Annotated in this window: 11 protein-coding genes and 5 pseudogenes; 3 read left to right on the plus strand and 13 right to left on the minus strand. The window is 50.9% G+C overall.

From position 1 onward, the window contains the following. Positions 1-20: 20 nt before the first annotated feature. The 4 genes and pseudogenes from XI25_RS24910 to XI25_RS24920 all read right to left on the minus strand — a co-directional run bounded on the left by XI25_RS24910 (position 21) and on the right by XI25_RS24920 (position 14,261). Positions 21-12,179, minus strand: coding sequence for a non-ribosomal peptide synthetase (locus XI25_RS24910; protein WP_046680721.1), 12,159 nt, complete (start codon positions 12,177-12,179; stop codon positions 21-23). Between the two features lie 28 nt (positions 12,180-12,207). Further along, positions 12,208-12,592 (minus strand): annotated as a pseudogene (panD, locus tag XI25_RS24915) (aspartate 1-decarboxylase). Positions 12,593-13,198: 606 nt separating this feature from the next. After that, positions 13,199-13,444: a hypothetical protein gene (locus XI25_RS35350; protein ID WP_235440318.1), complete on the minus strand. Its 246-nt coding sequence runs from the start codon at positions 13,442-13,444 to the stop codon at positions 13,199-13,201. A gap of 91 nt (positions 13,445-13,535) precedes the next feature. Next, positions 13,536-14,261 carry a glycosyltransferase family 2 protein gene (locus XI25_RS24920; protein ID WP_235440320.1) on the minus strand — a complete coding sequence of 242 codons (726 nt, stop codon included), beginning with the start codon at positions 14,259-14,261 and terminating at the stop codon, positions 13,536-13,538. 1,172 nt (positions 14,262-15,433) lie between these two features. Here XI25_RS24920 and XI25_RS24930 point away from each other — a divergent pair. The 3 genes and pseudogenes from XI25_RS24930 to XI25_RS24940 all read left to right on the plus strand — a co-directional run bounded on the left by XI25_RS24930 (position 15,434) and on the right by XI25_RS24940 (position 18,556). Beyond that, positions 15,434-16,393: pseudogene (locus XI25_RS24930) on the plus strand (ABC transporter ATP-binding protein). 2 nt (positions 16,394-16,395) lie between these two features. Continuing rightward, positions 16,396-17,229, plus strand: a complete 834-nt coding sequence (locus tag XI25_RS24935) for an ABC transporter permease (RefSeq protein WP_046680722.1) — start codon at positions 16,396-16,398, stop codon at positions 17,227-17,229. Positions 17,230-17,570: 341 nt separating this feature from the next. Beyond that, a pseudogene (locus tag XI25_RS24940) lies at positions 17,571-18,556 on the plus strand (quinone oxidoreductase family protein). A 55-nt stretch (positions 18,557-18,611) separates the two neighbouring features. Here the strand turns inward: XI25_RS24940 and XI25_RS37065 are convergent. The 9 genes and pseudogenes from XI25_RS37065 to XI25_RS24980 form a co-directional block, all read right to left on the minus strand. Then, positions 18,612-18,869 (minus strand): annotated as a pseudogene (locus XI25_RS37065) (hypothetical protein); the annotation flags it as partial. 467 nt (positions 18,870-19,336) lie between these two features. Continuing rightward, positions 19,337-20,321: pseudogene (locus tag XI25_RS24945) on the minus strand (alpha/beta fold hydrolase). 1,077 nt (positions 20,322-21,398) lie between these two features. Then, the gene (locus XI25_RS24950) at positions 21,399-21,902 is read right to left on the minus strand and encodes a DUF3600 domain-containing protein (protein WP_046680723.1); all 504 of its coding nucleotides are present in this window, start codon (positions 21,900-21,902) and stop codon (positions 21,399-21,401) included. Further along, positions 21,892-22,455: a sigma-70 family RNA polymerase sigma factor gene (locus XI25_RS24955; protein ID WP_046680724.1), complete on the minus strand. Its 564-nt coding sequence runs from the start codon at positions 22,453-22,455 to the stop codon at positions 21,892-21,894. The genes XI25_RS24950 and XI25_RS24955 overlap by 11 nt, the downstream gene beginning before the upstream one ends. A 290-nt stretch (positions 22,456-22,745) precedes the next feature. Further along, a complete protein-coding gene (locus XI25_RS24960; RefSeq protein ID WP_046680725.1) occupies positions 22,746-23,054 on the minus strand; it encodes a hypothetical protein in 309 nt (102 codons plus the stop codon). 352 nt (positions 23,055-23,406) lie between these two features. Beyond that, positions 23,407-24,129, minus strand: a complete 723-nt coding sequence (locus XI25_RS24965; RefSeq protein WP_046680726.1) for an anti-sigma factor — start codon at positions 24,127-24,129, stop codon at positions 23,407-23,409. After that, positions 24,126-24,671: an RNA polymerase sigma factor gene (locus XI25_RS24970; RefSeq protein WP_046680727.1), complete on the minus strand. Its 546-nt coding sequence runs from the start codon at positions 24,669-24,671 to the stop codon at positions 24,126-24,128. The genes XI25_RS24965 and XI25_RS24970 overlap by 4 nt, the downstream gene beginning before the upstream one ends. Before the next feature lie 94 nt (positions 24,672-24,765). Then, on the minus strand, positions 24,766-25,254 hold the full coding sequence (locus XI25_RS24975) for a hypothetical protein (RefSeq protein WP_046680728.1): 489 nt from the start codon (positions 25,252-25,254) through the stop codon (positions 24,766-24,768). A gap of 41 nt (positions 25,255-25,295) precedes the next feature. Continuing rightward, the gene (locus XI25_RS24980) at positions 25,296-26,099 is read right to left on the minus strand and encodes a substrate-binding domain-containing protein (RefSeq protein WP_046680729.1); all 804 of its coding nucleotides are present in this window, start codon (positions 26,097-26,099) and stop codon (positions 25,296-25,298) included. Between the last annotated feature and the right edge of the window lie 106 nt (positions 26,100-26,205).

Raw genomic sequence — 26,205 nt, forward strand, 5'->3', positions numbered from 1 at the left:
GCAACCCGGCTTGGACCATGCTACGCCCCCGAGTCGGCGCTGTGGGCTGCGGCACGATATTGCTCGACCACGCTCGACAGCAGTTCCAGATAATCGGAAGCCCAATCCAGCACCGCCTCCTTGCCGAGGCGCCGGGCGTCGTACGTCCATACCCCGCCAAGTTCTGGCCCTTCCGCCCCGCTTGGTGCGGCAGCGCCGTCCATATACAGCACAACATCGAATCGTTCCAATAGTGCCTCCCGCTCCTTGAACCCGTGCTGCGCTGCTCCTGCAAATAACGGGAACAAGGCAAATCCCGCTTCGGCTTGCGGCTGCTTTCTGATTTGCCGCGCGGTATAACATTCTCCCGCGCTCACCCGTTTGGCGGCATGCCGCAGCAGCGTATCGAAATCGCGCACCTCCGCAAAGTCGATTTCCTTCGGGGCAATCAGCCCGTTGTCCGTCATTGCCGGAAGCACAAGCCGGCCGATGCCGGACTCGCCGTGCCAGAAGTACAGATATACGGCATACACCGCGGCTTCAATCGTTACCGAGCTGGATGCCGAAAGTTCCATAAGCCCTTCCACAACCGCCCGGTCCAGTTGGAACTTAACGCTGCCGATACGCTCCGCGGCATAACCGCTACTGACGCAGTCGTCTGCCACCGGCAGACCGCTCCAGCTCCAGCTCGCGAGCTCGCGATTTCTCGACTCCAGATAAGCCGCAAGCGATGCGATCGTCGGATAGGTGAATAAATCCGTTACACCGAGAGCGCCGGGATAAAACTCCTCCAGCCGTTGATGCGCCCGCACCAGCAACAGCGATTCTCCCCCGACATCGAAGAAACGATGATGGATGCCGAAGTCGTCCCTTTGCAGGATTTCGCGCCATACGTCGGCAATTGCCAGTTCGATATCGCTTGCCGCTTCGACAAACGGAGTGCCGCTATCCGCCGCCAGCTCCGGCTCCGGCAACGCCTTTCGGTCGATTTTGCCGTTGGGAGACAGGGGCATGACTCGCAATTCCACCACGGCCTGCGGAATCATATAATCCGGCAGGCACAGCGCTGCAAAATCCCGCAGTTCCTGATGGTCCGCAGGTTCGGAGCAAACGATGTACGCGCATAAATATTCACTTCCGCTTGCGGCGTCCCGCTTCATGACCACCGCTTCGGAAACCGCCGGATGACCGAGCAGCACATGCTCGATCTCCCCGCATTCGATGCGCTGGCCCCTTATTTTTACCTGATGGTCGATTCGGCCCAAATATTCGATCGTTCCGTCCGGCAGCCATCTGGCAAGGTCTCCTGTTCGATACATCAGACTGCCCGCCGCAAACGGATTATCGACGAACTTTTCTTCCGTCAAATCGGGCCGGCCGATATAACCACGTGCCAGGCCCGCGCCGGATATGCACAGTTCCCCGGCAATGCCGACAGGCTGGAGCTTCATCGCTTCGCTCACGATATAAAGCGATATGTTGTCGATCGGCTTGCCAATCGGCACCCGGATCGGAATATCGCCGTCAGAGCAATCGTAATAGGAAACGTCAACCGTCGCCTCGGTCGGGCCGTACAAGTTCACAAGCCTGGCATCGAACGGAACTCCGATCCGCTCGCGAAACCGCCGCACCTGATCCGCAGTCAGCGCTTCGCCGCTAGCGAACACATGCCTCAGGCTCTCCAGCCTGGCCTCGCCGCGCAGCAAGCCGGGATGCTCCAGAAACAGGTGCAGCATGGACGGCACAAAATGCATCGTCGTTACGCCATGCCGCGCGATCGTATCCATCATAAGCACAGGGTCCTTTTCGCCGCCCGGAGGCAGCAGGACCAGCTTGGCTCCCGCAAAGCTCCACCAGAACAGCTCCCAGACCGATACGTCGAAGGTAATCGGCGTTTTCTGCATAATGACTCCGCTTGCGTCCAGTCCGTATTGCTTCTGCATCCAGCCGATCCGGTTGACGACGGAATGATGCTCGATCATGACGCCTTTCGGCTGTCCGGTCGATCCCGAAGTATACAGCACATAAGCAAGCGAACGTGAATCATGCAGCTTCTCCACAGGGGAGTCGTCCCGTTCCTGCGCCAGCGCCTCATGAACGTCCATAACTGGCAGGAACGTCTCCAACTCTTCGGGGGCCTTGCCCTTCGTCAAGACAAGCTTGGCTCCGGAATTGTCCAACATGTAGAGGATTCGCTCCGGCGGCAAGCCCGGCGCAACAGGCACATATGCTCCGCCCGCCTTCAGCACGCCAAAGATGGCAATCATCATTTCCAGGCTGCGATCCATTACAACGGCCACGCGCTCCTCGCGCTGGACGCCTTGTTTTCTGAGCGCCTGTGCCAGCCGGTTCGACCTCCGGTTCAATTCCGCATAGGTCAATGCTTCTTCCTCCGCGGCAACCGCAACCGCAACGGCCTGCGGCGTTTCCGCCGCTTGCCTTTCGAGGTAAACCTCTACCGTATCGCCGATTGCATACGGCACGGCCGTGCGATTGAACGCTTCGCTCTGCTTCTCCGCCGCCGCGGCGCCCTGCAGCCCGATCCCTCCGAGCGGCCGTTCCGGGTCGGCCAGTGCAAGGCCAATAATACGGAAATACCATTCCGCCATTTTGCATATACTGTCTTCTTTAAACAGTGCGGTCGCATATTCAATCGTCAAGGCCGCGCCTTTTGCGCCCTGATCCGCAATCTCAAACGTCAAGTCCAGCTTCGATACGCGATTGTCCGGCACTTGCGCCTCGAATTGCAAGGCGTCCGCCGCCGCATGTCCTGCCTCCATATGCTGCATGACAAACATCGTGTCAAACAGCGGATTGCGGCTCAGGTCGCGCGGCACATCCAGCATCGTCACCATATGCTCAAACGGGAGCAAGCCGTTATCCAGCCCCGAAAGCGCAGTTTCTTTGAGCTGCTCGGCGAACGCTCTGAACGGCAGTTCGTCAGATGGCCTGCTGCGAATCGGCAGAGTATTGACAAACATACCGACCAGAGACTCGGTTGCGGGATGGAAGCGGCCGGCAATCGGACTACCGACAATAAGATCGTCTTGCCCCGTCATCAGATGCAGTAACGTATGGTAAGCGGCAAGCCAGATATGGAATGGCGTAACTCCCCATTGCTCTGCTGCTGCGCTAACTCCCTTAACAATCTCCGCCGGAATCGGCAGCGCAAGCTTTGCGCCTTCGAAGCTTTGTTCGGAAGGACGTGGATAATCGGTCGGCAGTTGCAGCACAGGAAGCGTACCCGCTAGCTGGAACGTCCAATATTGCTCTTGCTGCTCTCTCGCCTCCGAAACCATCCACTCCTGCTGCCAAACGGCGGCATCCTTATAGTGAATGGGCAGCGGCTGCAAGGAGCCGCCGCGATACAGTTGCTCGAAATCGCGCGCCATCACATTCATGGACACGCCGTCGGCGACGATGTGGTGAATGTCCAGCAGCAGCGTATGGCGATTTTCACCGTCCGTCGCGAGAAACGCCCGAATTAACGGAGCCTTTCGCAAATCGAACGGGCGGACGACCGCGCGCGCAAATGTGTTCAAGTCCACCGCATCCATCAAAGCATGCACGGCGAGTTCAAACGAAACCCGCTCATGGACACGCTGCACCGGCTTGCCGTCTGCCCAGTCAAAGCTGGTGCGCAGCGGTTCATGGCGGTCAATCAACCCTTGAATCGCCTCGCGGAGCCTGTTCTGATCAAGCTGGCCCGTCAGGTTCAAGGCGAGCGGAAGATTGTAGGCCGTGCTGCCCTGATAAAGCTGCTGCAGCACAAACAGCCTGTTTTGCGCGAGCGACAACGGGTAGAACGGCCGGCTTTCCGCCCGCGCAATAACCGCGGCCCGCTTGGGGGCCGCATTGTCGATGCGGGCCGCCATTTCCCGCAGCAGGGGAGCGTCGAACACATCCTTCATCGCAAATGCCGCTCCACAACGCTGCTCAATCAAGCCTGCGAGCTGCGCGGCACGCAAGGAATGACCGCCCAATTGGAAGAAATGGGCTTCTCTCCCGATCGCCGCCGGGTCGTCCGGCCCGCTTGCGGCCAGACCGAGCACCTCCCGCCAAAGCTCGGCCAGCCGCTGCTCCGTCGGCGTAGCCGGCGCCTCGCCGCAAGCCGCCGGTTCAGCGAACCGGGGCTGCGGCAGGCGGCTGCGGTCGGCTTTGCCGCTCGGACTCAGCGGAAATGCTTCCATAGCAATAAAATACGAAGGAATCATATACTCCGGCAGCAGTTCCTTAAGTGCAGCCCGAAGGTTCGCTTCCTTCGGCGCCTTCCCGTCCGCTGTCGCGAGATATGCGCAAAGTGCCGGCTCTCCCATATGATCCCTCACCGCCGTCACCACGGCATCGCGGACTTCCGCCTGCAAGAGGAGCGCATGCTCGATCTCGCCGCATTCGATGCGGAGACCGCGCAGCTTGACCTGATGGTCAAAGCGTCCCAAAAATTCAATATTGCCGTCCGGTAACCATCTTGCCCGATCACCGGTACGGTACAGCTTCTCTCCTGCGGCAAACGGATTCGGAACAAAGCTTTGCTCCGTCAAATCCGGCCTGTTGCGATATCCGCGCGCAAGACCGGCACCTGCGATGCACAGCTCACCGGACACGCCGATCGGCTGTGGTCTCATCCGTTCGTCCACAATATAGAGCCGGATGTTATGGATTGGCTTGCCGATCGGAATCGATCCCGCCCCAGCATCCGGGCAATCGTAATAGCTGACATCGACCGTCGCTTCCGTAGGGCCATACAGATTAATGAGCCGGCACCCTCCGTCGCCGCGCTCCATCAGGCTGTAAAAACCTGCGACATGCGCGGGCTTGAGCGCTTCGCCGCTCGCAAATACGTATCGCAGGGAAGAAAGCTCGCCGCTTCTGCCGCTGTCCGCCGCATAGGGTAAAAAGACACCCAACATGGACGGCACAAAATGCATCACCGTCACCGCCTGCTCCTCAATCGCTTGCAGCATGACCGCTGGCTCCTTCTCTCCGCCGGGCTCCAGCAAATAAAGAGAAGCGCCGGCCAAGCTCCACCAGAACAGCTCCCATACGGAAACGTCGAACGTAATCGGCGTTTTTTGCAAAATAACGTCGCGCTCATTCAGCGGATAAGCCGTCTGCATCCAGTTCAGCCGGTTGATCACCGCGCGGTGCTCCACCATAACGCCTTTGGGTTTGCCGGTGGAGCCTGACGTATAAATGACATACGCCAAATGCTCGGGGCCCGCTTGAGGCGACAGGTCCGTTTCTTCTTCGCCCTTCGGCAGCTCCGATGCGGCGGCAGCCGCAAGCGCGTCCAGATCGAGCGTTTCTCCCTGGAAGGCCGGGAGCGTACGAATCCACTTGGCCCCCGCCAGAAGCAGCCTGGCCCCGCTATCCTCCAGAATGCCGCGGATCCGCTCGGGCGGATGCTCCGGGTCGATCGGCAAATAGGCCCCTCCCGCCTTGAGCACCGCCATGATCGCAATCATCATGGACAACGAGCGCTGAGCGGCAATCGGCACCATCGTTTCGACCGCAACCCCCTTGCCTCTTAGCACGGCAGCCATGCGTTCGGCGCGGTCATTCAGCTCCCCGTACGTCAGCGAGCCTTCGGCCGACCGCACCGCCGGGAAGTCCGGCCACCGCCGGGCGGACTCGGCGAACCATCCGTGAATCGTCTTCTCCGCGGGGTACGGATGTCCCGTATCATTCCATGCCGCAAAGGCGGCTTCTTCGGCAGGCGTCGCCATTGCGACGTCGCCACAGTTCAGGTCGGGGCTGGCGGCCATTTGCTCCAAAATATAAAGCAGCCGCGCCGCCAACCGCTCCATCGTGCCTTTATCGAACAATCCCGTATTATACTCCAGCTCCGCTCGCAGACCGCCTTCGCCATCGCTGTACAGATCGAGTTTGAAGTCCAGCTTGGATGTTCCGTGGCTGACGGGCAAAGGCTCCATGCTCCAGCCGTCGCCGCGCGCAACCAGCTTCTCGTCTTCAAACTGGTTGTGAACGATCAGCATCGTATCGAACAGCGGGTTGCGCGACGGGTCATGCGGATGCCGGGCAGCTTCCATCATGTGCTCGAAGCTGACATCGCCATGTTCGTATGCGGCAAGCAAACGCCCATGGGTCTCGCCGACAAACGTCAGGATCGGCAGCTCGTCCGCCACCCGCATCCGAATCGGCAGAAACTGGTTGAACATGCCGATCATCCGGGCGGTGTCCGGATGCGCCCGGCCTGCCGCCAAAGAACCGATTGCAAATTCCGACTGATGCGTCGTTCCCTTGAGCAACAGCGCGTAAGCCGCAAAAAGCAGGCTGTTCATGCTCGCCCCGGCGCTTGCGGCCGTCTCTTTCAGCCGTGCGGCGAGCGCCGCCGGAATGTGGAAGGTATACGTATCGCCCGCAAATGTCTGACGGTCGCCGCGCGGCCGATCCAGCGGCATATCGAGCGGCGTCGGCGGCTCTGCAAGCTGCTCCGTCCAAAACGCTCGGCTTGACCTGCCCCGCTCCGATCCGGACTGTCTCTCCTGCCAAACGGCATAATCCTTGTAATGCAGAGCCAGAGGCGCAAGCTCCGTTCCGTCGATCAAAGCGATCAACTCCTCCAGCAGCAGCTTGACGGATATGCCGTCCGCCGCGATGTGGTGGATGTTGAGCAGCAGATAGGCCTCCGCTCCTTCCGATTCGGGTCGGCAATAACATGCGACGAGCAGCGGCGCTGCGGCAAGCTCGAGCGGCCGGAAAAACTCGCTCAAGCATTCCGGCAGCGGCGTCTCCGCGAGCTCCGCCGTTTGCAGAACAAAGGCGGCCGAATCGTGCACGATCTGGGCCGGAACGCCGTCGATCCAATGGTAGGAGGTCCGCAGCGGCTCATGCCGTTCGATCAACTTCCGAAGCGCCGGCCCGATTCTAGTCTCACCCACCGCACCCGACAGTTTAAGCGCAAGGGGAATATGGTAGGTTAGTCCGATATCAGCCATGCTTTCCGCTAAAAACATGCGCCGCTGCGGCGGGCTGAGCGGATAGGATGCGGCTTTTGGCGCGCCCGCAACAGGTTCGTACGCTTCCTTGGCAGCCCTGTCGATCCAGGCCGCCTGCTCTCTGACCGTCGGCAGCTTGAAAATTTCCTGAAGCGGCATGCGCACCCGGCAATGCTTGTAGATGGCCGAGGTCAAAGCGGCCGCCTTCAGGGAATGGCCGCCATGCTCAAAGAAGTGGTCAAGCGCACCAACCTGCCCTGCATGAAGCACTTCTTGCCACAATCCTGCAACAATCATCTCCGTATCTGTGGCGGGCGCTTCATAGGGGAGCGCTCGCTCCGGCGCAGGCAGACGTTTCTTGTCCACCTTGCCGCTCCCGTTCAGCGGCAGCTTCTCCAGCTGCACAAATGCGGCGGGAATCATAAATGCCGGTAGCTTGCCTGTCAGTTGGCTCCGAACGCTTGCCTCCCCTTCGGTTTGCTCCGCAACGATATAAGCGCATAAATACGGCGCGCCGTCATTCTCGATCAGCGTCACAAACGCTTCCTTTACGCCTGCGCAATCCAGCAGCCTGCATTCGATTTCGCCCAATTCAATCCGGTATCCCCGCAGCTTGACCTGGCTGTCGATCCGGTCCAGAAACTCCAAATTACCGTCAGGCAAGCGGCGCACCAGGTCGCCGGTTCCATACACGGTTTCGCCTTCCCGGAACGGATGCGGCCGGAACTTCGAAGCGGTATGCTCCGGCAAATTCACATAGCCGGATGCGACACCGTCGCCTGCAATCCACAGCTCGCCCGGCACCCAGTCCGGCTGCAATCGGCCCTGCTCATTCAGCACCAGCGTTTCCGAACGCGCGATCGGCGCGCCGATCGGCACGGTGGCCGTTCCTTGTCCGTCCCATGTCTCCGTGACCCTATAGCAGGTAGCGAACACTGTCGTTTCCGTAGGGCCGTAAACATGCAGCAGCACGCCCGGTCCAAGCGCGCGGAGCGCTTTGCGGATATGCGGCACGGAAGCCCGCTCACCGCCAAATAAAATATGGCGCAGGCCGCGCAGCGAATTCAGTCCATGTTCGACCAGCGTATTGAACAGCGCCGTCGTCACAAAGAATACGGTAATGCCTCTGCCCTCAATCAACTCGGTCAGCCGCACAACGTCGGCAACCTCTTCCTCGCCGACCAGCGTCAGCTTCGCGCCGTTCAACAGCGCTCCGTACAAATCGAACGTTGAACCGTCAAAGGCGTAGTTGGAAAGCTGCAACAGCGCATCGTTTTCCGAAATGCTTACATAATCGGTATGGACGGCAATCCGGGACACATTGCGATGCTTGGTCATAATCCCTTTCGGCTTGCCCGTCGAGCCGGACGTGTACATGATATAAGCGAGATCGTCCGCCGAGCCGTCGAAGTCCAGATCATAGCCGGACTCGCCGGCCCATCTCGTATCGAGTTCATCCATGTCGACGACATCGATGCTGTCTCCGGCAATCCGGGCGCCCATCTCCATCGTCGCAGCCGCAGCCACGATCGTCTGCGCTTCCGTATCCTGCAGCATAAACAAAATCCGTTCTTCGGGATATTGCGGATCGATCGGCACATAGACGGCTCCCGCTTTCAGCACAGCCAAGATTGCCGCAATCATATCGGGCGAGCGACGCAAAAGCAGCGCCACCTTCGCCCCCGGCGCGACGCCGCGCCGCGCAAGCGCGCGCGCGAACCGGTTGGCACGTTCATTCAGCTCGCTGTAGGTATACGTACGCTCGCCCATTTCAACGGCAATCTGCCGCGGTGTCTCCACCGCTTGCCGTTCAAACAGCCTGTGCAGCGACAACTCCTGCGGCGGTGCGGCGAATGAACGGCCAAGCCGGAGCAGCCGTTCCCGCTCTTCTGCATCGATGGGTTCAAGCTCGCCAAGCGCAGCATGCGGCTGCGCGGCGACTGCCCGGGCCAGCGCTACATAATGCCGAGCCAATTGCACGGCGGCACGTTCATCGTACAAATCCAGTGCATACTCCAGCGAAAATGCGATACTAACGCCGTTATCCGCGCACTCCCAAGTCAGGTCGAACTTGGCCGAGCCGCTGTCCATCGCTTGGGGGGTATAAACGACATCCTTGCTCCGCCATTCGGGGAGCTCCATATTTTGCAGCGTAAACACCGTATTAAACAGCGGATTCCGCCCGTATTCACGTTTTACATTCGCCAGCTCGACTATTTCTTCATAAGGCACATCCCCGTTGCCGATAGCCGCCAGCGTCTCCCCATTGACCTGCTTCACCCATTGATCGAAGCGCAAACTGCTTTGCCCGCGCAGGCGGATCGGAACCATGTTGACAAACATCCCGACTAAGCTTTGCAGCTCCGGCCGCGCCCGTCTCGCGGCTACCGTGCCGACAACGATGTCGGATTCGCCCGTATATTTCGCAAGCAGCGCATAATAAATCGAAAGCAGGACGGTGTATAACGTTACGCCCTCGCGTCTAGCCAACGCCCGCAGCGATCCGGCAAGCTCAGGCTCCAGCTCGAAGCGCTCAATGGCCCCGCGATAGCTTGGCGTCTGCGGCCTTGGACGGGGGGACGGAAGCGCCGGAGACGGCACGCCATCCCGAAAGATTTCGCGCCAATAAAGCTTCTGACGCTCCAGCCAGCCGCCGCTTCGGCCTGCTTTCTCCCACAGCGCCATATCTCCGCCATGAATGGACAACGGCTCCGGCGCGTTCCCCTCGTAAAACCTCGTAAGATCGGACATCAAAATGCCCATCGACGTTCCGTCCGTAATGATATGATGCATATCCAGCAGCAGCACGCTTGACTCGCGCTCCAGGCGCACAAGCTCCATGCGCAGCAGCGGCGCTTGATCCAGACGAAACGGCTGCAGGAAGCTGCGCTGCCGCAGTGCCAGTGCAGGTGCCGGCCAGCCGCTTCCGTCAACGATGGCAAGCGGCGGCTCGACCGCCTGCTCGATGCGCTGCATCACATTGCCTTCCTCCATATAAAAGGACGTCCGCAGCGCCGGATGCCGCTCTATCAGCGCCCGCCACGCTGCGCGGAATCGTTCGATATCGAGCGGGCCCTTCACCTGTACCGTAAACGGCAGATGGTAGCCCAGCAGCCCCGGATTCAGCTCTTCCAAAATGAACAGCCGCTTTTGCGCCGAGGTCGCCGGATAAACCGTCCGCTCCTCCGCTTTGGCCACCAGCGGAGGAGCGGCGGCGGCAGTTCCTTCTCCCTCCTGCGCCTTTTGCTCCAGCAAAGCGGCCAGCGAACTCACCGTATCATGCAAAAACAGCTCGGTAAGCGTAAGCTCGACGCCAAACGCCTCTTGCAGCCTGGCGGCGGCATAAGCCGCCTTGAGCGAATTGCCTCCTTGCTCGAGAAAGCCGTCCTTCCGGCCTATGTATTCCTTTTTCAACACCTCGCGCCAGATGGACATGATCCGCTCTTCCGTCTCCGTGGCCGGCTCCAAGCCGACATCCCCGCGCAAGGCATCGCCGCCTTCCGCATCACGCCGCTCTAACGCGGCCGCGGCTTCCAGCTCCGCCAGCTCGGCAAGCGCTTCGGCAAACTCGCCTTCGTGCAGCGCTTCCGCCAATACGTAGCGTTGAATTTTGCCGGAGGTCGTTTTCGGAATTCGCCGAACGGGGACAACAAAGGCAACGTCCAGACCGGCCGCTCCGTTCAGCAGTTTTTTCACCTTGGCCATCAGCGGTACAAATCCGCCGGTCTTGCCGCGATGCTGAATAAAAACGGCGATCGCATCCCGTTTGGCCGTCGGATCCTGAACGGCTGCAATCGCCGTTCTCCCGATTTCGGCCCCTTTCAGGCCGCTGATCAACGCCTCCAGGTCATGCGGATACACATTTTGCCCGTTGACGAAAATGACGTCCTTCATGCGGCCGGTCACATATAATCGCCCTTCCAGCAAGAAACCCAAATCTCCCGTATTCAGCCAGCCGTTCGGGGAAATCGTTTGTTTGTTTACATCGGGCCGCTTATAGTAGCCGCTTGTAACGTTGCGGCCTCTAATATGAATCAAGCCTACGCTGCCTGCTGCTGAAGGGTTTCCCGCTTCGTCGCAAATACGCACCTCGCACTCTTGTACGGGGAAACCCAGCTCGACGATCTCGATCGCGGCATGATCCCCGTGCGCGGCCATTCGTACAGGCTGTCCGACAGCGAGCGATTGGCGCTCAAGCTTAACGGTATTCAAGTGATCTACCGTCCCCGGGAACGTCACGGCCAGACTCGCTTCCGCAAGCCCGTATACCGGGAAGATACAATTCCCCTTTAACCCGTACGGCTTCAACGCCTCCAGAAAATCGCGGCAATGGGCGGCCGATATCGGTTCGGCCCCGTTAAAAATCAGCCTGACGCAAGACAAATCCCATTCGTCCGCTCCTTCCGGCTTCCAATGCTGCAGAAAATGCACATAACCGAAATTCGGCGAAGAGAGGCATGTCACCCGATGCTTATGCGTAAGTTCCAGCCATTTCATCGGATGAAGCACAAACGTCGAGGTCGGCAAGTGCAACTGATTCATGCCGCAAAACAGCGGCGTAAGATGAAAGCCGATGAGCCCCATATCATGCGTCAGCGGCAGCCAGCTTAGCGAAGAATCCCGCTCCGTCGACTGCGCCCCATGGATAATGGCGCACATGTTCGATAGAAGATTGCCGTGCGTCAGCACGACCCCCTTCGGGTCTCCGGTAGAGCCCGATGTAAACTGGATGAATGCGGTGTCCGTCTCGGCTGCGTCATACGGCTCCGCCTCGGGACGGCCTGCATCCGCAGCCGCCGCAAGCACCTCCGCAATCGGCACGCTGCTAGACTCGAGCCGGACCAGCGCCTCCGTTTCTCCGTGCTTTAAAGCGTAGCCTTGAATTCCCGGCCAAAGCTCTTCATCGCAGAGCAATCTAAGCGCTTCCAACTGCTTGCATACCTGGATCAGCTTTTTGCGTCCTTCGTCCGTACGCGCCGCCGTCACAGGTACGGGGACAATGCCGCCGAGCACACAAGCCCAGAACAAAAGGATAAATCGTTCGTTATCTTCCGTCTGCAAGACGGCAAAGTCGCCTGGCCCAAGGCCCTGCTCGCGCAGCAGATGGAGCGCTCTTCCGGCCAATGCAAGTAATTGGCCGTACGACAAGTAGCGCTCCTGACCGCTTTCGCAAAATAAAATTCCCGCATCGTTTTCCTTGCGCTCCAGCAATACGCCGGACAAATTACGGATGGTTCTCATCGTCGGCAGCCCTCCGTTCTGTGTCTTATCACACCGTTGTGGAATGCAGTTCTTGATAATCCTCCGTTACGATGCGATTATGCTCGTCCATAATGACGACATGCGGACGATACGTGCGGGCTACCGATTCCTCCATCATCGCGTAAGAAATAATAATGACGCGGTCGCCCGGCTGCACCAGTCTGGCAGCGGCGCCGTTCAAGCAAACCATACCCGAGCCTCTTGGGCCGGTTATGACATACGTCTCTAGCCTGGCTCCGTTATTTATATTGACAACTTGCACTTTTTTCGTTCTCCAGTATGTTCGATGCATCCAAAATATCCTGATCGATGGTTATGCTTCCTACGTAATTCAAATTGGCCTCCGTCACGACAGCATGGTGAATTTTGGACTTATGCATCTCTCTAAACATGAATACACTCTCCTCTTCTTATAACGAACGTTATTTTCCAAATATTCTTTTTAAGGAACATTCAGAGTGCAAACAAACCTACATTGTTTCTCTGTCTTAACGAAAAAGAACAAGTAGGAGCAATCAAGATGTTCAAAAAAGAAATTCTGCTACAAATTCGTGCCGATGGGCTGTTCGTACGGAATTAGCAAGTTCATGCTTATGTGTGGAATCAAGCTGAATGGGTAATTTCATGCGATTGTGAGGAGGGCATGTTGACTGGCAAGCTCATGCTTTTTTGTGGAATCTTGCTGATTGGGCAAGCTCATGCTATTGGACGAGGTCATGCTAATTAGGCAGGTTGATTCTATTGTGAGGTTCCGGTTGATTGAAAATTCTGACAGTAGAAACAAAAAAACGTGGCTTGTACATCGCAGCAGCTCATCATACCGGCAATTTAGTGTAATCAGGTGTAGCGGTAATGAATTAAAGTGCTGCAGCGCAATATAGTTCTAAATAGGGAATTTCTTGAAATCTACCCTTATAGTAGTGCTAAACCTTCACTTGCGATAGGGTGATAATCTTACAATAGAGGGGGAAATTCTTTTTTTACTTTTTTGATCAGCCCTACCAGAGATTAAGAGCCCTATGCAAAAAAGCATTTCCGCTCTTGCTTGAAACCAGCAGCTTGACAAACAAAAACAGATTAAAAATCGTAACTTTGTAACGAAGCGATTGGCGGCAATAGTGGAGCGCTTTTTTGCGGTCGGAACGGTTCAGATAACTGAGCGTATAATATTTGCTTGCGATGCCGATGTCAATGTAAGAGAGCAGTTTCGCTTTATTGCTGACGGAATCGGACTGAGCGACCAAATCCCGGATATGCTCGCGCACCTTGATAGATTTGAAGCTAAGTCCCTCGATTTTTATATATATTTCCTCGTTAAGATGAATCGTATCGGGATCAAGCTGCCAGCGGTCGCAGAAGAAGTAAAGGCTGTCGGGAGACTCCCGGTAGACGGAATGAGGTTTGGTTTGCAGCGCAATTCTGTATGTGTCGAAAAAGCGGAGCAGATAGGTCGTATCTTCCCCCAGATAAAAATGTTCGTTGATCAAGCCGACTTCGTCCAGCAGCTCCCGGCGGAATACCATCGTGTTCAGTTGAAAAAAAATTGCGCGTATGCGACAAAAACGCCTCGAACAATCCTTTTTTGAATACGATCGTTTCTCCGTCATTCCATGTTTCGAACGTTGTTCGCATCGAATGCAGCAAAGACCGCTCAACCTTGTTGTCGAAGTTGTAGGAGGTAATATCCCCGTGCTGTTCCACCCACAGCGCAAAGCTGATATCCGCTTTTGTCAGCGCAAGCGTTCTCATGCTGTCGGTCAAATGGCAAGGATACCATTCGTCATCGGAATCAAGAAACGCCAAATATTCGCCTTGCGCCGCCAGCATCCCCGTGTTTCGCGCGCCGCCCGGTCCTTTTTCCCGTTCATTGCACACATAGCGGATTCGCGCGTCTTTGTGCGTCCACTCGCGGATTGCCTCTTTCGTATGATCCGTGCTTTGGTCATCCACGACGATCAGCTCCCAGTTGACGTAAGACTGGCTCAAGATAGACTCGATCGCGCCGGAAATCATCTGCGCCCGATTATACGTTGGCATCACAATGCTTATCAACTGCTCCATTCGTTTCACTCCGATCGTTACAAAATAAATGCCTTAAATCATCGTCAGTGTAAATGCGGAATGGGAAGCCGTCAAGTCCAATAAGCATACGGCGGTTTAAGCATGAGCAACTGCTTATGAGTTAAAAAGTCTCTGATTACAATACTGGATAGACACTTGCTCGCAAACTTCCGAAACGTAATAGGCCCTCCGCTTTGCGCAGAGCGACGCATTTGGTTGCCTCCCTTCAATTGCTCGTACTCCCTCACGGCATAGTGACGTTCTTCCGCAGTTTTGAACAGGTTCGCATGGTAAGGACTGTTTTATTTCCTTCTTCCACTAGAGTAATCGTCGATTCACATTGACCGGGGCTACAGCATCGCCATCACTGCCGGAATAAACCCACCACAAAGACTAAAGTACGCTTATCGATTAAAACATCCATGGTCGTAGCCGGAGTCATCATTCATGACCGTAAAATGTTATGCTCCTTTTCTTCCACAATCAAACATGCTTGTGCTAAACTCGTTAGTAACACTAGACTGGCCTCACCTCGAAGAAAAAGTGCGAAGATAACTGGAAAAAGAAGAATAATGGAGATCGCATAATTTCGTGAAAACTCTTTATCATCCTTCACAAATATCGCTCCAGCACGTTTTAATGAGATACTCATAGCAACTCACTTCCTGTCACTTTAATAAAGATGTCGCCTAGCCTTGGCTCTTTCGTTCCAATCGATCAATTAAGCCTTGTTTCATCCAATCGGCTATTGGATCAGCCGTTCCCTCACCTAGCGGGAGCTTGTATGGTCCCCCATTTATTAAGTCCACATAAACTACGTTTTCTGATGCTGTTTTTTAAGTTCCTTGGGTGAGCCTATGGTTTCCGCTAACAATGCATAACCGAAACGCTTCTCCGTTTTCATTCTTCTCGTAAGCTGTCCGTGATTGTATTTCCGCAAGGGTATGATCGGAACCGTGCCGTCTGCCTCCTGAGACGGAGACGAAAACCATTCTGCCGTCCCTCACTCCTAGTCAGAGCATAAGTTATCGTTATATTACACGCCTGTTGATATACCGTTAAGTATACTTAGGCATCATCCAATAAAAGCATTTATCAGTCAAAGAATACATACTCTCTCTGGATTTAGACACGCAGCTGCAAAAACATAGTTCGAACTGAAAGGGGCAAGAATGATGAAGCTGATCTATCAATTAGAACATGTGAATAAAAACGTACAAAAAAAGGAAAGGTTGTCGCCAATCAAAACATAAGCTTCCACGTTCAACAAGGGGAAATTCTCGGTTTGCTCGGTCCGAATGGAGCAGGCAAATCCACGCTAATCAAGCAGATGGTAGGTCACCTTGCACCCACCTCAGGTTCGGTACGCTATAAAGGAACCAGCGTACAGACACAAACAAAGCGAGTTGCCCAGGAGGTGGCCTACTACTCGCAAGAGCCTCACGCCCTGACCAGTTTAAAAACCTGGGAAGCTTTGTATTTTACAGGAAGATTGCGGGGGTTGACGAAGCAGTCCTCCGTAAAGCAATCAGAGGAATTGTTGGAACGCTTTGGTATGTTGGACCTCCGTCATAAGCTGTTGAAAAAACGTTTCCGGCGGACAGAAGCGTTTAATCGGGATTGGTACTTGCTTGATCGGCTTTTCCCCCGTTATGATCCTGGATGAACCGACCAATGAACTGGACCCTAAAAAGAGAAGGCTCGTATGGGATCTGATTCAGGAACGCAATCGCCAAGGAGTAACCGTAATCTTGGTGACACACAACGTGCTGGAGGCCGAACAGGTCGTGGACAGAGTAGCTGTTGTAAATCACGGCAAGCTATTGGCCATCGATCATGTCAGTGTCTTAAAACAAAGGGTCGATCAGCGGATGAAGCTGGAAATTACGACTTCCTTAGGCGAAAGCGATTATGTTTGCCGAAGCTTAAGCGCGCTGGGACAGTGGACCAAAATGGGAGAAAACCGAATCCGGACACTGATCGAGAAGCAAAACGCCAGCTACGCGATTGACTGCCTGACTGAGCAGCATTTACCGATTGAAGAATATTCGTTGGTCCCTCCTAATCTTGAAGATGTCTATTTTCATATCGATGACGAACAGGATAAGCCTGCCAAAACGGAGGTGGTCTAAACATGGAAAAGATGAAACCATCCATGCAAAGCCATGACTTGCAACTTCAAGAAGCGGCCTTTCTCCAAGGGCACGAGCAGCAGAGCATAATCCAACGCAGAATCACAGAATGGCTGATCTTAGCCCGCATTCAATTCACGATCATCCGCGAGGCATGGGTTTGGATTTTCATCATGGCATGCATGTTTCCGTTAACGACGCTGTTGTTTCTCAAATTCTTTACGGTCGCCCCCACGCCGGCTGTCATGACACGTATTATTACAGGGAATATGCTCTTCGGCTTAATCGTCATGGGACTCAATTCCATGGCTCAGGAGATATCTTGGCAGAAGCATCAAGGCCACTTCACGTACTATTCGTCCCTGCCGATTGCCAAGGTAAACTTCATCTTCGCCAATTTGCTGCGCGGCTTGATCATGAGCGTACCGTCTTTTATTATCCTGGCCATAATTGGTCAACTTGCTTACGGCATTCAATTCCACTACAGCTGGGGACTTGTCCCTGTATTGCTGCTCACCGTCTTTAGCGTGGTTGGCGCGGGTGTACTGATCGGCTTCTGGTCGCCTAGCCATCAATTGACGAATATGCTGGTCCAGGCGTTGATGATGTTCATCTCGTTTTTGACGCCTGTCATGGTGGATATGGATCAATTGCCTGTGATCTTGCAATGGTTCTCTTATATCTTCCCAACCACTTACGCCGCTGAGGCCATGCGGGAGGTATTGATATCGGGCTGGTCCGGTTCTGTCGCCTGGAACACGCTTGTACTCTTGTTTTTCTCGCTGATCTCCATCGTATTGATCTTGAAAAAGGTAGATTGGCGTGTTGAGAAGTAGATAAAAGTCCTCCTTGTTAGCGGTCGTTAACTAGCAAGCCCGACGAGAAAATAGATAATTACGAGCAGAGCAAAGTCGTCTTTACAGGCGACTTATCTTTTTTCACTAACCATCGGGTACTATTTTTGTAGGTAATAGACTAGCATGGGATCGTTCGAACTTTTCAAATCTCTGCGCTATGGGAATGATCTTATGCCTATAGAGGAGAAGTTTTTTAAAAAGGCGGTTTTCTAAAATATTATTGCTTTATAAAGAAAAAGTTTGTTGGTTTCCCCATTTAGGGTATAATTGAAATATAAATGAAACGAAGTTTCATATAGTGAAACAAGAGGGTGGCTGATATTAAAGCAATTGTTGTAGAACAGTTTGGCTCAACCGAAAATATGAAATATGTAGACGTTGAAATACCTTCAATAAGTTCAAAACAAGTCTTGATTCGTGTAATGGTGACAAGTGTTAATTTTGCAGATGTTAAAGCGAGATATGGCAACAAAGGACAAGTGAAACTTCCGTTTATTCCTGGACTTGAGGCATCGGGTATCATTGAACAAGTTGGAGATGAAGTAACCTCCTTTTTTTGTAGGTCAAAGAGTAATGGCGTTTCCTCAAAACGGTTCGTATGCAGAGTATATTGTTGCAGATGAAAATCTAACTTTTGCGATTCCTGATAATATTAGTTTTGACGTTGCAGGTTCATGTGGTATTGTCTCATTTTTTGTCCTATAAACTGCTTGCTGACGTAGCTAATTTACAAGATAGAAATAAGGTTCTCATTCATTCTGCCTCTGGAGGAGTAGGAACAACAGCTATTCAAGTCGCCAGAGCATTAGGTGCAAAAACTATTATTGGAACTGTGGGTAATGAAACAAAGATTCCTGTGGTATTAGAAGCTGGGGCAGATCACGTGTTATGCTACACAAATGAAAATTTTTCACAGAGAGTTAATGAATTAACTGATGGTAAGGGTGTCAATATTATATTGGATTCCATTGGTGGAGAAATAACGGAGCAAAGCATGAATTGTCTGTCTAAATATGGACGCTTAGTTGTATTCGGAAATTCAAGCGGAAAATATGGACAACTTCAAACAAGTGAACTCCATTCAAGTTGTCGTTCTGTTCTTGGATTTAGCTTGGGAACAACAAGAAAAGAACAGCCAGAAGTATTAAAGGATACTTCATTGCAAGTATTCCGCATGTTAGAAAGTGGGCAAATTGCGATTAAAATAAGTGAAAAATTACCCTTGAAAGATGCTTCGTTAGCACATCAATTAATCGAAAGCAGGAATAGCACAGGAAAGGTTATATTGTATACTGAGAACTCATAAACGGTAGATGTAATACAGAACTCCTTACAAGAATCCAATAGCATCGGGTGTAATGCTAATTAATTCTTGTTTTTTCATGCAAATTATCCCACATTGAATGATTATATCGTAGTGAATTGGGTTTATGGCACGATGCTAAAAGTATCGCGTTGGATACTAATTTATCATCTTGGTTCTTGTTCAGTTCAAGGAACCGATGCCAAAACAAGTAGTTATCTAAATAACGGGTCGCTACACCATCAAATCGTTTTAACCACTCTTTTAACTCACCATGATAATGATTCACATGTTGGGTATGATAGATCCCTTGCTGTTATGAATAATGTGATAAAATGTAAATTAATAATAAATTTAAGGGGGCTGATTTTATGAACTTATCGATTTTAGCTCTTATCCTTGTTGGGATAATCACCATTTATGCCATTGCATTTACAATGATAATTAGGTTACTTGGCCGGAAATTTAAAGACAAATCCAATATGTATTTTTTTATATGCATCTATTATCTTGGTTATCCAATCTTATCTTATAACTAAGGATTTTTTTAGGAAAACAGCCTTTAAGTTCAGTTAATCTTTTATTTTTCTTAATGGCGTTTATGCTGATTTTCCAAGGAATAAAACGAAAAAAAATCAAATATGTAGATGGTAACTTATATATAGCCTATCCGGTAATCGGACCATGTTCTTGTCCCTCGACAATTGTTCCATCTGCCTTTTTTTTCATAACAAAAAAACCGTTAACCGGGTACTCAGATTAACGGTCTAAAATTCAATTTTTTTATTTTATTCCGCCCGTAAAATCCCTTATTTTCTCAGAGATTTCTTTTGGATGGGAACGATATAAATAATGTCCCGCGTCCAATAAGACCATTTCTCCATGTACAGACTCCTCTATTTGCTTCTCATGTTCGGGGATCCATCGGTCCGTCACAGGGTGATTCGCTTGGACGAAGAAAAGGACAGGCAAATTGGGAGGAAAAGTCAGCTGTTTTGCTGCTTTAAAGTTGGAATACATGCTCACCGCCTCATTTAATTGAGTGTTGTTATACATGTTTTTGCGCATCAAAATGTTCAATTGTTCTTTGGTTTGTTGATCATACGGCAGTCCTTCATAAGGGTCAGCGCTTAGTTTCAATTGTAAACGGGCGAAGCCCAAGTTGCGGAACCATTTAACCGGTTCTGTGTCTGACGAATCAATCTTCTGTTCGCTCAGTGACGGAACGCTGCTATCCAGTCCGATAAACGCACTCACTTCATTTGGATATTGGTTCACATAATCCAGACTATAGAGCCCCGAAATGGAATGAGCCATGAGAATATAACGATCTATCTGGAGACTTTGTAACGCTTCATGTATTTCACTTACGATATTTGCTGTACTGCGCTCCTTCAGGGTTTGATCGCTCAATCCGTAACCAAAAGGTTCAATCACGACGACTTTATAATAAGGGATTAACTCTGATATGAGTGGTTTAAAATCAAGTGCAGGCGCCGCTGTTCCATAACCGGGAAGAATCACAATGGTTTCTTCACCTTGACCTTGAATGAAAACATTCATCTGTTTTCCATCTACAGATACATGCTGACCGTATTGTTCCATTCTTTTTTTGTTCTGAGTGACTGCTGATTTTATTTACGGTATACACGATGGCGATAAAAAGTAGGATGGCTATAACTACTGCGACGATTACTTTAAGCAAAATATGTAGTACTCTCTTTGTTTTTGTACGATTCCTTACTTCCTTTCCTTCTGGTTGTGTCAAACTCTTCAGCTCCTCTTGTTATCTATACAATGGCCTTGCGGTCCACTAATGCAAGTCTAACCAACCAAGATGTCCTCTCCATGAATGGAATATGAACGGAGCATGAACAAAGTTTTTCGGCAATCGGGACAAAAACTTGTACCGACAAAACAAAAAAGCCGCTAAATTAGCGACTTTCAATGGGACATATTCTTATCCTCGACAAAAATCCCCTCGACCTGATGGGATTTTTTCTATAAAAGTAATCAACCCTTCCGCCTTCAACCGCGCATATGCGAGCATCGCTGAAGAGATATCTACACCGGTCATCGTTATGCCGGCTTTCGATAGGGTATCGTTGTTAAGAACTGATATTTGTCCATTTCACCGTCAAAAAATCCACTGGTGAGCAGCCCTCCTGTTCTTTATGGCAACTTTAGGCTTGCTTTTACCAAAATCACCCATAACGTCAACGGCATACACACAGCGTTCTTGAATCAGCTGTTTCATGTTGGGGAACTACATCGTACTACTCATTGTCATTCCGTGAAGGAGAAACAATGGTTTCTTACTCGTATCACCGAAACATAGTACATGTGTATCTCCGAATGTTGTCGGGATATAACATGACGTCATCTCCATATCAAACATATCTAAACTTCTTTGGTAACAAAGATAGTATTCTTTTTCGGAAGCTCCACTCTTAAAGATAGATCCCATCAAGAAACCCCCATTTCACTATAAATTCCTATCATTCTACTATAGAATACTTGCCGTTACTTATGGTACAACGCCTTCATGCCCTTCTCTACCACGGATCTTACGGTGCATCTGATCAACCAGATATTTCCTAACGGCTTTCTTAACCGCTTCTGGTTCATCATCCCACTATGTATGAAAAAACGAAGCCATTTGGCGACTACCTCCACATTCATCTGCCACAGTAAAAGTGGACATTTCCGTACCTCATAAACGGATGTCCACAAATGGTGTGTAACACTATTTGAAAATACTGTAGAATCATAGCATCGTCAACAAAACTTACTAGGCAAGAAAAAGGGACCCCATCCACATCGTTCGGGTCCCTGCTTCATTTTCTTACGGCTGGATGTTCGGGTCGATCTTCTTGAAGAACGGGGCCAGCTTGGAGACGAGCTGCTCAAACTGCTGCTGTTCTTCTTTGGTCAGCTTTTCCTCATATTTGATTCCTTTTTCATCGGTCATCTTCAGCTTTAATTGCACCATCTGCTTGAATAGCTCCGTAAATTCCTTGAATTCGTCTTCCGTGAGCTTGCCTTTTGCTGTTTGAAGCATTCCCTCAATCTCTTGATAACTTTCCTGTGAACCGCCGTGCTGTTCAATGGTTTTAACAGAACCGAATATTTCATCGGCCAGATAGGAAGAAGCAAATACGGCAGACGGAATCAGGATTGCGACTGCGGCAATACCTGCAAGCATGCGTTTTTTCATGGGAGATCTACCTCTCTTTTCGTTCACATAGTGTTGATAGGACTGTCGGACACGTCCATACAAATCGGGCGGGCAGTGCATCGAATCTGCCACCTGGCGCAGCTCTTCACGCAATTCCTTGTCAATGGACATACGCGTCTCCTCCCGTCATTTCGAATCGTTTCCGGAGTTCTTTCAGTGCCAGATGATGCCTGGACTTCACTGTGCCAACGGGGATCTGCAGCATGTCTGCGATTTCTTCCAGAGCATAGTCGTGAAAATAGCGCAGGATGATGACCACACGTAGTTTGTACGACAACTGTCGGACAAGGCTGAACAGCTCATGCTGCAATTCGGACTGCAGGACAGCTTTGTCCGTCCAGTCGAACTGTTCGCAAGTCATTTGGCGGTTGCGTTCAAAGATGCGAATTCGCCGCCAGGCCTTTCTTTTCCAATCCTGAACAAGACGGACAGTGATCCCGTGCAGCCAAAATCGGAACGGCCGGTTCGGGTCGTACGTGTGAAACGACCGCCACATGCGCATGTAAACTTCATTCACGATATCCTCAATGTCCTGTTTGTTGTAGACAAGAAAAGCAACCGTCCGATAGACGTCTTGGTGAGTCGCCTCATAGACAAGCTGAAAGGCCGACTCGTCGCCCAATATCGCTTTTTCAAGCCACGGAAGTAATTCTTTATCATTCATGGGGGCCCCTCCTGAACGTGTTACAACCTTTAATTCGCTCCCGTGGGGAAAAAGGTTCAGTAAGAGAATAAACTTTTTTGACGCTACGCGCTATTTTAGGAACTTCTTCAGGTGTATCACCAATTTTTTACACATGTTTGCCCCTGGTGTCACGGACGCTGGTACTACCCCAAGTCAGGGAAATCTCCTTCAAAAGTTCCTCGTTTTAGGCGTTTGTCGTCACAACACAAAAAGCCGCAGCTATGCGGCTTTTAAGTTTAAGATCTTGTCATATGACAACTTTTCATTCATTACCCTTCTACGATATCTGCCCCAAAATCAGCTGCAATTTCGATCATGAGGGGCACGATTTCTTGATGGGAGACGGCTACATACAACTCCCCCATATAGTGCCTGAATGGAATAAGGGCTTCCCCATGTTTCCACATAAAGAAATCCCCTTCTATAGACATGGTGCTCTCCTCCCCTTTCACGGTCAGCACCGTCTGATAAGTGAAATCCGCCTTGGATGAAAAATAAACTTGGCATTCATCCAATGAAATCTCTTGATCACTAGTGTTTGGCTTCATGGATCTCGTAATTCGAAAACGTTGATTCATAAATATCCTCCAAAAATAAAATGACCTTGTATCCTCCAATACATTAATTGTTATGCTGGTCTCTGTCAATTGAGTTGGTTGACTCTTTCGGGCAAAATATACTTAAAACGAAAAAAGCCGCAGGAATTTTTAGGAAAAATTGAACAACCGTTCTCCGGTGGAATACCGAGAAACGGTTGCTGCTTAAAGCTGTCTTTTTAGCTCTGTCTACTTGACTGGGGTATGAACAATTCATGCGTACTTTTAAACAAATACATTCGCGTTACTTCACATTTATTAAGATTCTTTGATTAGGTAAATACCCGCCTGATCTCTTCTGCAATGACATTCATTAGATCTTCCGCCTGACTATCTATGACCCGGCTATTTTTCCTCCCCTTGGCTGGCTGCTGTTGGCGTCCGGTTCGACGGTGATCCCGATTTGATCAAAAGTCTGACCTCCGGCGAGCCGGTAAGTCAGTATTCCGGATCCGTTTTCGTCCGGCTTGAATATGCCGCCATTTTCCCTCGCGCCGTTTTTCAGCAGCCAAACCTGGTAAACCTGTGCACCTTCGACGCCGGGCAATTCATGAACCTGCACCACCAAATTTTTCTCTGATCCCTGCTGGACAATATAGGCGATGCCGTTTGTTCCCGGGTGGCTTTGATTGGCTGCTTTTAAGGGAATGGCGGTTAAAATTTCAATGGGGATATTTGCGGCATGGCGACTTTTCCCCTGCACATTCACTATTCCAAGACTAACAATCGCGAGCAACAAGACGGCCACGATACTGGCTGAAACAGGAGTGAACTGGCTTTTGAGCATCACGGCAAGCTTGCTTATCATAGCTATGAATGATTTCGTACCGCTTTTCCTTTTGTGATCAAAAACAACCCCCAGCACTTCGCCTTTTAGCGATTCAGGCACCTCGATTTCGGTATAATCAAACGGCAAAGCATGCCAGGCCTGGGACAATTCTCGATATTCTTTCTTACAGTCCGCACAATTCTTTAAATGTTCAACAAAGGCCATGTGTTCGCTCTCCTTGAGCTCATTTGCTATATATGGAATTAAATGTTCACAATCTCTTCTCATTTTATATCCTCCAGTTCCAGATGCTTCCTCAATCCTTTTAGAGCCTGGTGAAGCCTGCTTTTAATCGTGCCGAGCGGCTCTTGTTCCAGCTTGGCGATCTCTGAAAGAGAATACCCTTTCCAATAAAGCAAATCGATTAATTTTCTTTGCGCCTTCGGCAATTTGTTTTTCGCAATCGCAATATTATTCGTATTTACTCGTTGTTCGATTTCATTGGCAGGGTCGGCGATCTCCTCATGTTCCTCTTGATGGTGTTGTATATGCCTCTTCTCTTTGCGGAGGTAATCAATGCAAATATTGCGGGTAATCGTGAGGAGCCAATTGACAAAGCTGCCTTGAGCGGGATCGTATTGGCTGTTTGTTGTCCATAGCCTCAAAAAGACCAACTGAATAATCTCTTTCGTCTTATCCTCATTCCCATTGCAAAACTTCATAACAAAGCTGTAAACAAGCTTTATATATCGATCATAAAGCTCCTCTAATGCGTGACGGTGTTTTTCGTTTACCAATCTCATTAATTCCGCATCGTGTTTTTCTTTCATATGGCACTCCCTGCTATTGGATAAAAATATATTGCCATTTTACTATTTTAAAAGAAAGGAGGAACGACCGCGACTGATCGTTCCCTGGGCAGGCTTATTCAAATTCTGTTTCGCTGTTTACGACAAACCATACATCTTTTACACCTTGCCCGTTTACATCCCCTTCTTGCTGGTCTTTTGCAAAATAATAGAGAGGAAAGCCTTTGTACGTGACCTGCTTCTCCCCGTTGTCTTCTCTTGTGATCGTATCGAAATCCTTTTTGTCAAAACCTTCCGGGACGGCGAAATCCTCCTGGGTAAATGCCGGCCAGCTTGCCAAGCATTCTCCGCTGCAACTGCTTTTTCCTGCTTCGTCCTTTTTAAAGTAATACAGGGCTCTTCCCTGTGGATCCGCCAGGTACTTTCCAATTTTCTCATTCTCCAAAAGCCGGAGGCTGTCAGCCGAGGCTTGTTCCGATTTGGTTTGTTCCGTTTGGGCTTGAGCGGGTTGATCAGCCCCAGTTTTTTCCTCAGTGCTTTTTCCGCAAGCAGCCAAAACAAAAATAATCGAAAGTATCGCGAGAGTAAGTATTCCTTTTTTCATGTATGTTCCTCTTCCCCGTTTTTAAGATTTAAGACTCATCCTTACTTCCAGCCCCATTTTTGAAAAATTTGATGAGATTTTTCCGTTTTTAAATAATCAATAAATTGCTGTGCCTCTTTTTTCTGATCGGTGATTTTCGTCAGGGCGATCGGCGTTCCACGATAGAGCTTTTCTTCTTCGGGCAGTTCGACCAGGTCGGTCACATCCTTAAGCCGGTAATGCCACGATTCATAGGTAATCCAGGCGTCCAGGCTGGAATTCGATTTCCATCGTTCAATGGCTTCGGCACTCGACTTTACAGAAAGGTTAATATTTTGGGAGATGCCTTCGATCAGCCCTTTTCTGCCTGCCAGGTCTTCCCATAGGCCAAGCTGGCCTGCCCCGTTCACATCGATTATTTTTACACCCTTTTTCGTTAAATCCTCCAGTCCTTCAATCTTCTTAGGATTTCCTTTCCTCACCAATATTCCTGCAGCACGCGGGTAAAGCTCCGTTCGTGATTTAGTGTCGATCATTTCCGGGTGGTTGAAGATGAAGTCCTGCAGCATATATTCGGAACCACCGAAGATAATATCTGCATTTTTCTTTGCCTTGCCGATCCAATTGCCCTCTGGTCCGGCGGTTACTTCCACTTTGATTCCCGTTTCAACTGAAAAATGTTCAGCAGCTTCCTTGATCGGTCCAAGTGGTCCGCCCGGCCCGTACACCCGGATGACATGATCATTTTGGCTGGAATTCGGTGTCGCCTGGGACGCCGGCTTATTGTCCATTTTTGCATAGGCTGACAATCCGGCAGCCGTAAAGACAAAGAGCAGTAGAGCTGACAGGAACACGATCTTCTTCATGATTCTTCCTCCATTTCATTCATGATTTTTCCGGTACTATTAAAGGAAACGAAGGGAGGCTGTGAACGGTTTGATTATAATTGCAAAATATATAAATTGATTTAGC

Origin of the sequence: Paenibacillus sp. DMB20 (assembly GCF_000987955.1) — a bacterium.
Classification (GTDB): domain Bacteria; phylum Bacillota; class Bacilli; order Paenibacillales; family Paenibacillaceae; genus Paenibacillus_AQ.

Coding starts and splice junctions, on each gene's coding strand:
- XI25_RS24980 (WP_046680729.1), bottom strand. CDS start 26,099: ATGAAGAAGATCGTGTTCCTGTCAGCTCTACTGCTCTTTGTCTTTACG.
- XI25_RS24950 (WP_046680723.1), bottom strand. CDS start 21,902: ATGTCCATTGACAAGGAATTGCGTGAAGAGCTGCGCCAGGTGGCAGAT.
- XI25_RS24965 (WP_046680726.1), bottom strand. CDS start 24,129: ATGAGAAGAGATTGTGAACATTTAATTCCATATATAGCAAATGAGCTC.
- XI25_RS24975 (WP_046680728.1), bottom strand. CDS start 25,254: ATGAAAAAAGGAATACTTACTCTCGCGATACTTTCGATTATTTTTGTT.
- XI25_RS24955 (WP_046680724.1), bottom strand. CDS start 22,455: ATGAATGATAAAGAATTACTTCCGTGGCTTGAAAAAGCGATATTGGGC.
- XI25_RS24920 (WP_235440320.1), bottom strand. CDS start 14,261: ATGGAGCAGTTGATAAGCATTGTGATGCCAACGTATAATCGGGCGCAG.
- XI25_RS24935 (WP_046680722.1), top strand. CDS start 16,396: ATGGAAAAGATGAAACCATCCATGCAAAGCCATGACTTGCAACTTCAA.
- XI25_RS24970 (WP_046680727.1), bottom strand. CDS start 24,671: ATGAAAGAAAAACACGATGCGGAATTAATGAGATTGGTAAACGAAAAA.
- XI25_RS24960 (WP_046680725.1), bottom strand. CDS start 23,054: ATGAATCAACGTTTTCGAATTACGAGATCCATGAAGCCAAACACTAGT.
- XI25_RS24910 (WP_046680721.1), bottom strand. CDS start 12,179: ATGAGAACCATCCGTAATTTGTCCGGCGTATTGCTGGAGCGCAAGGAA.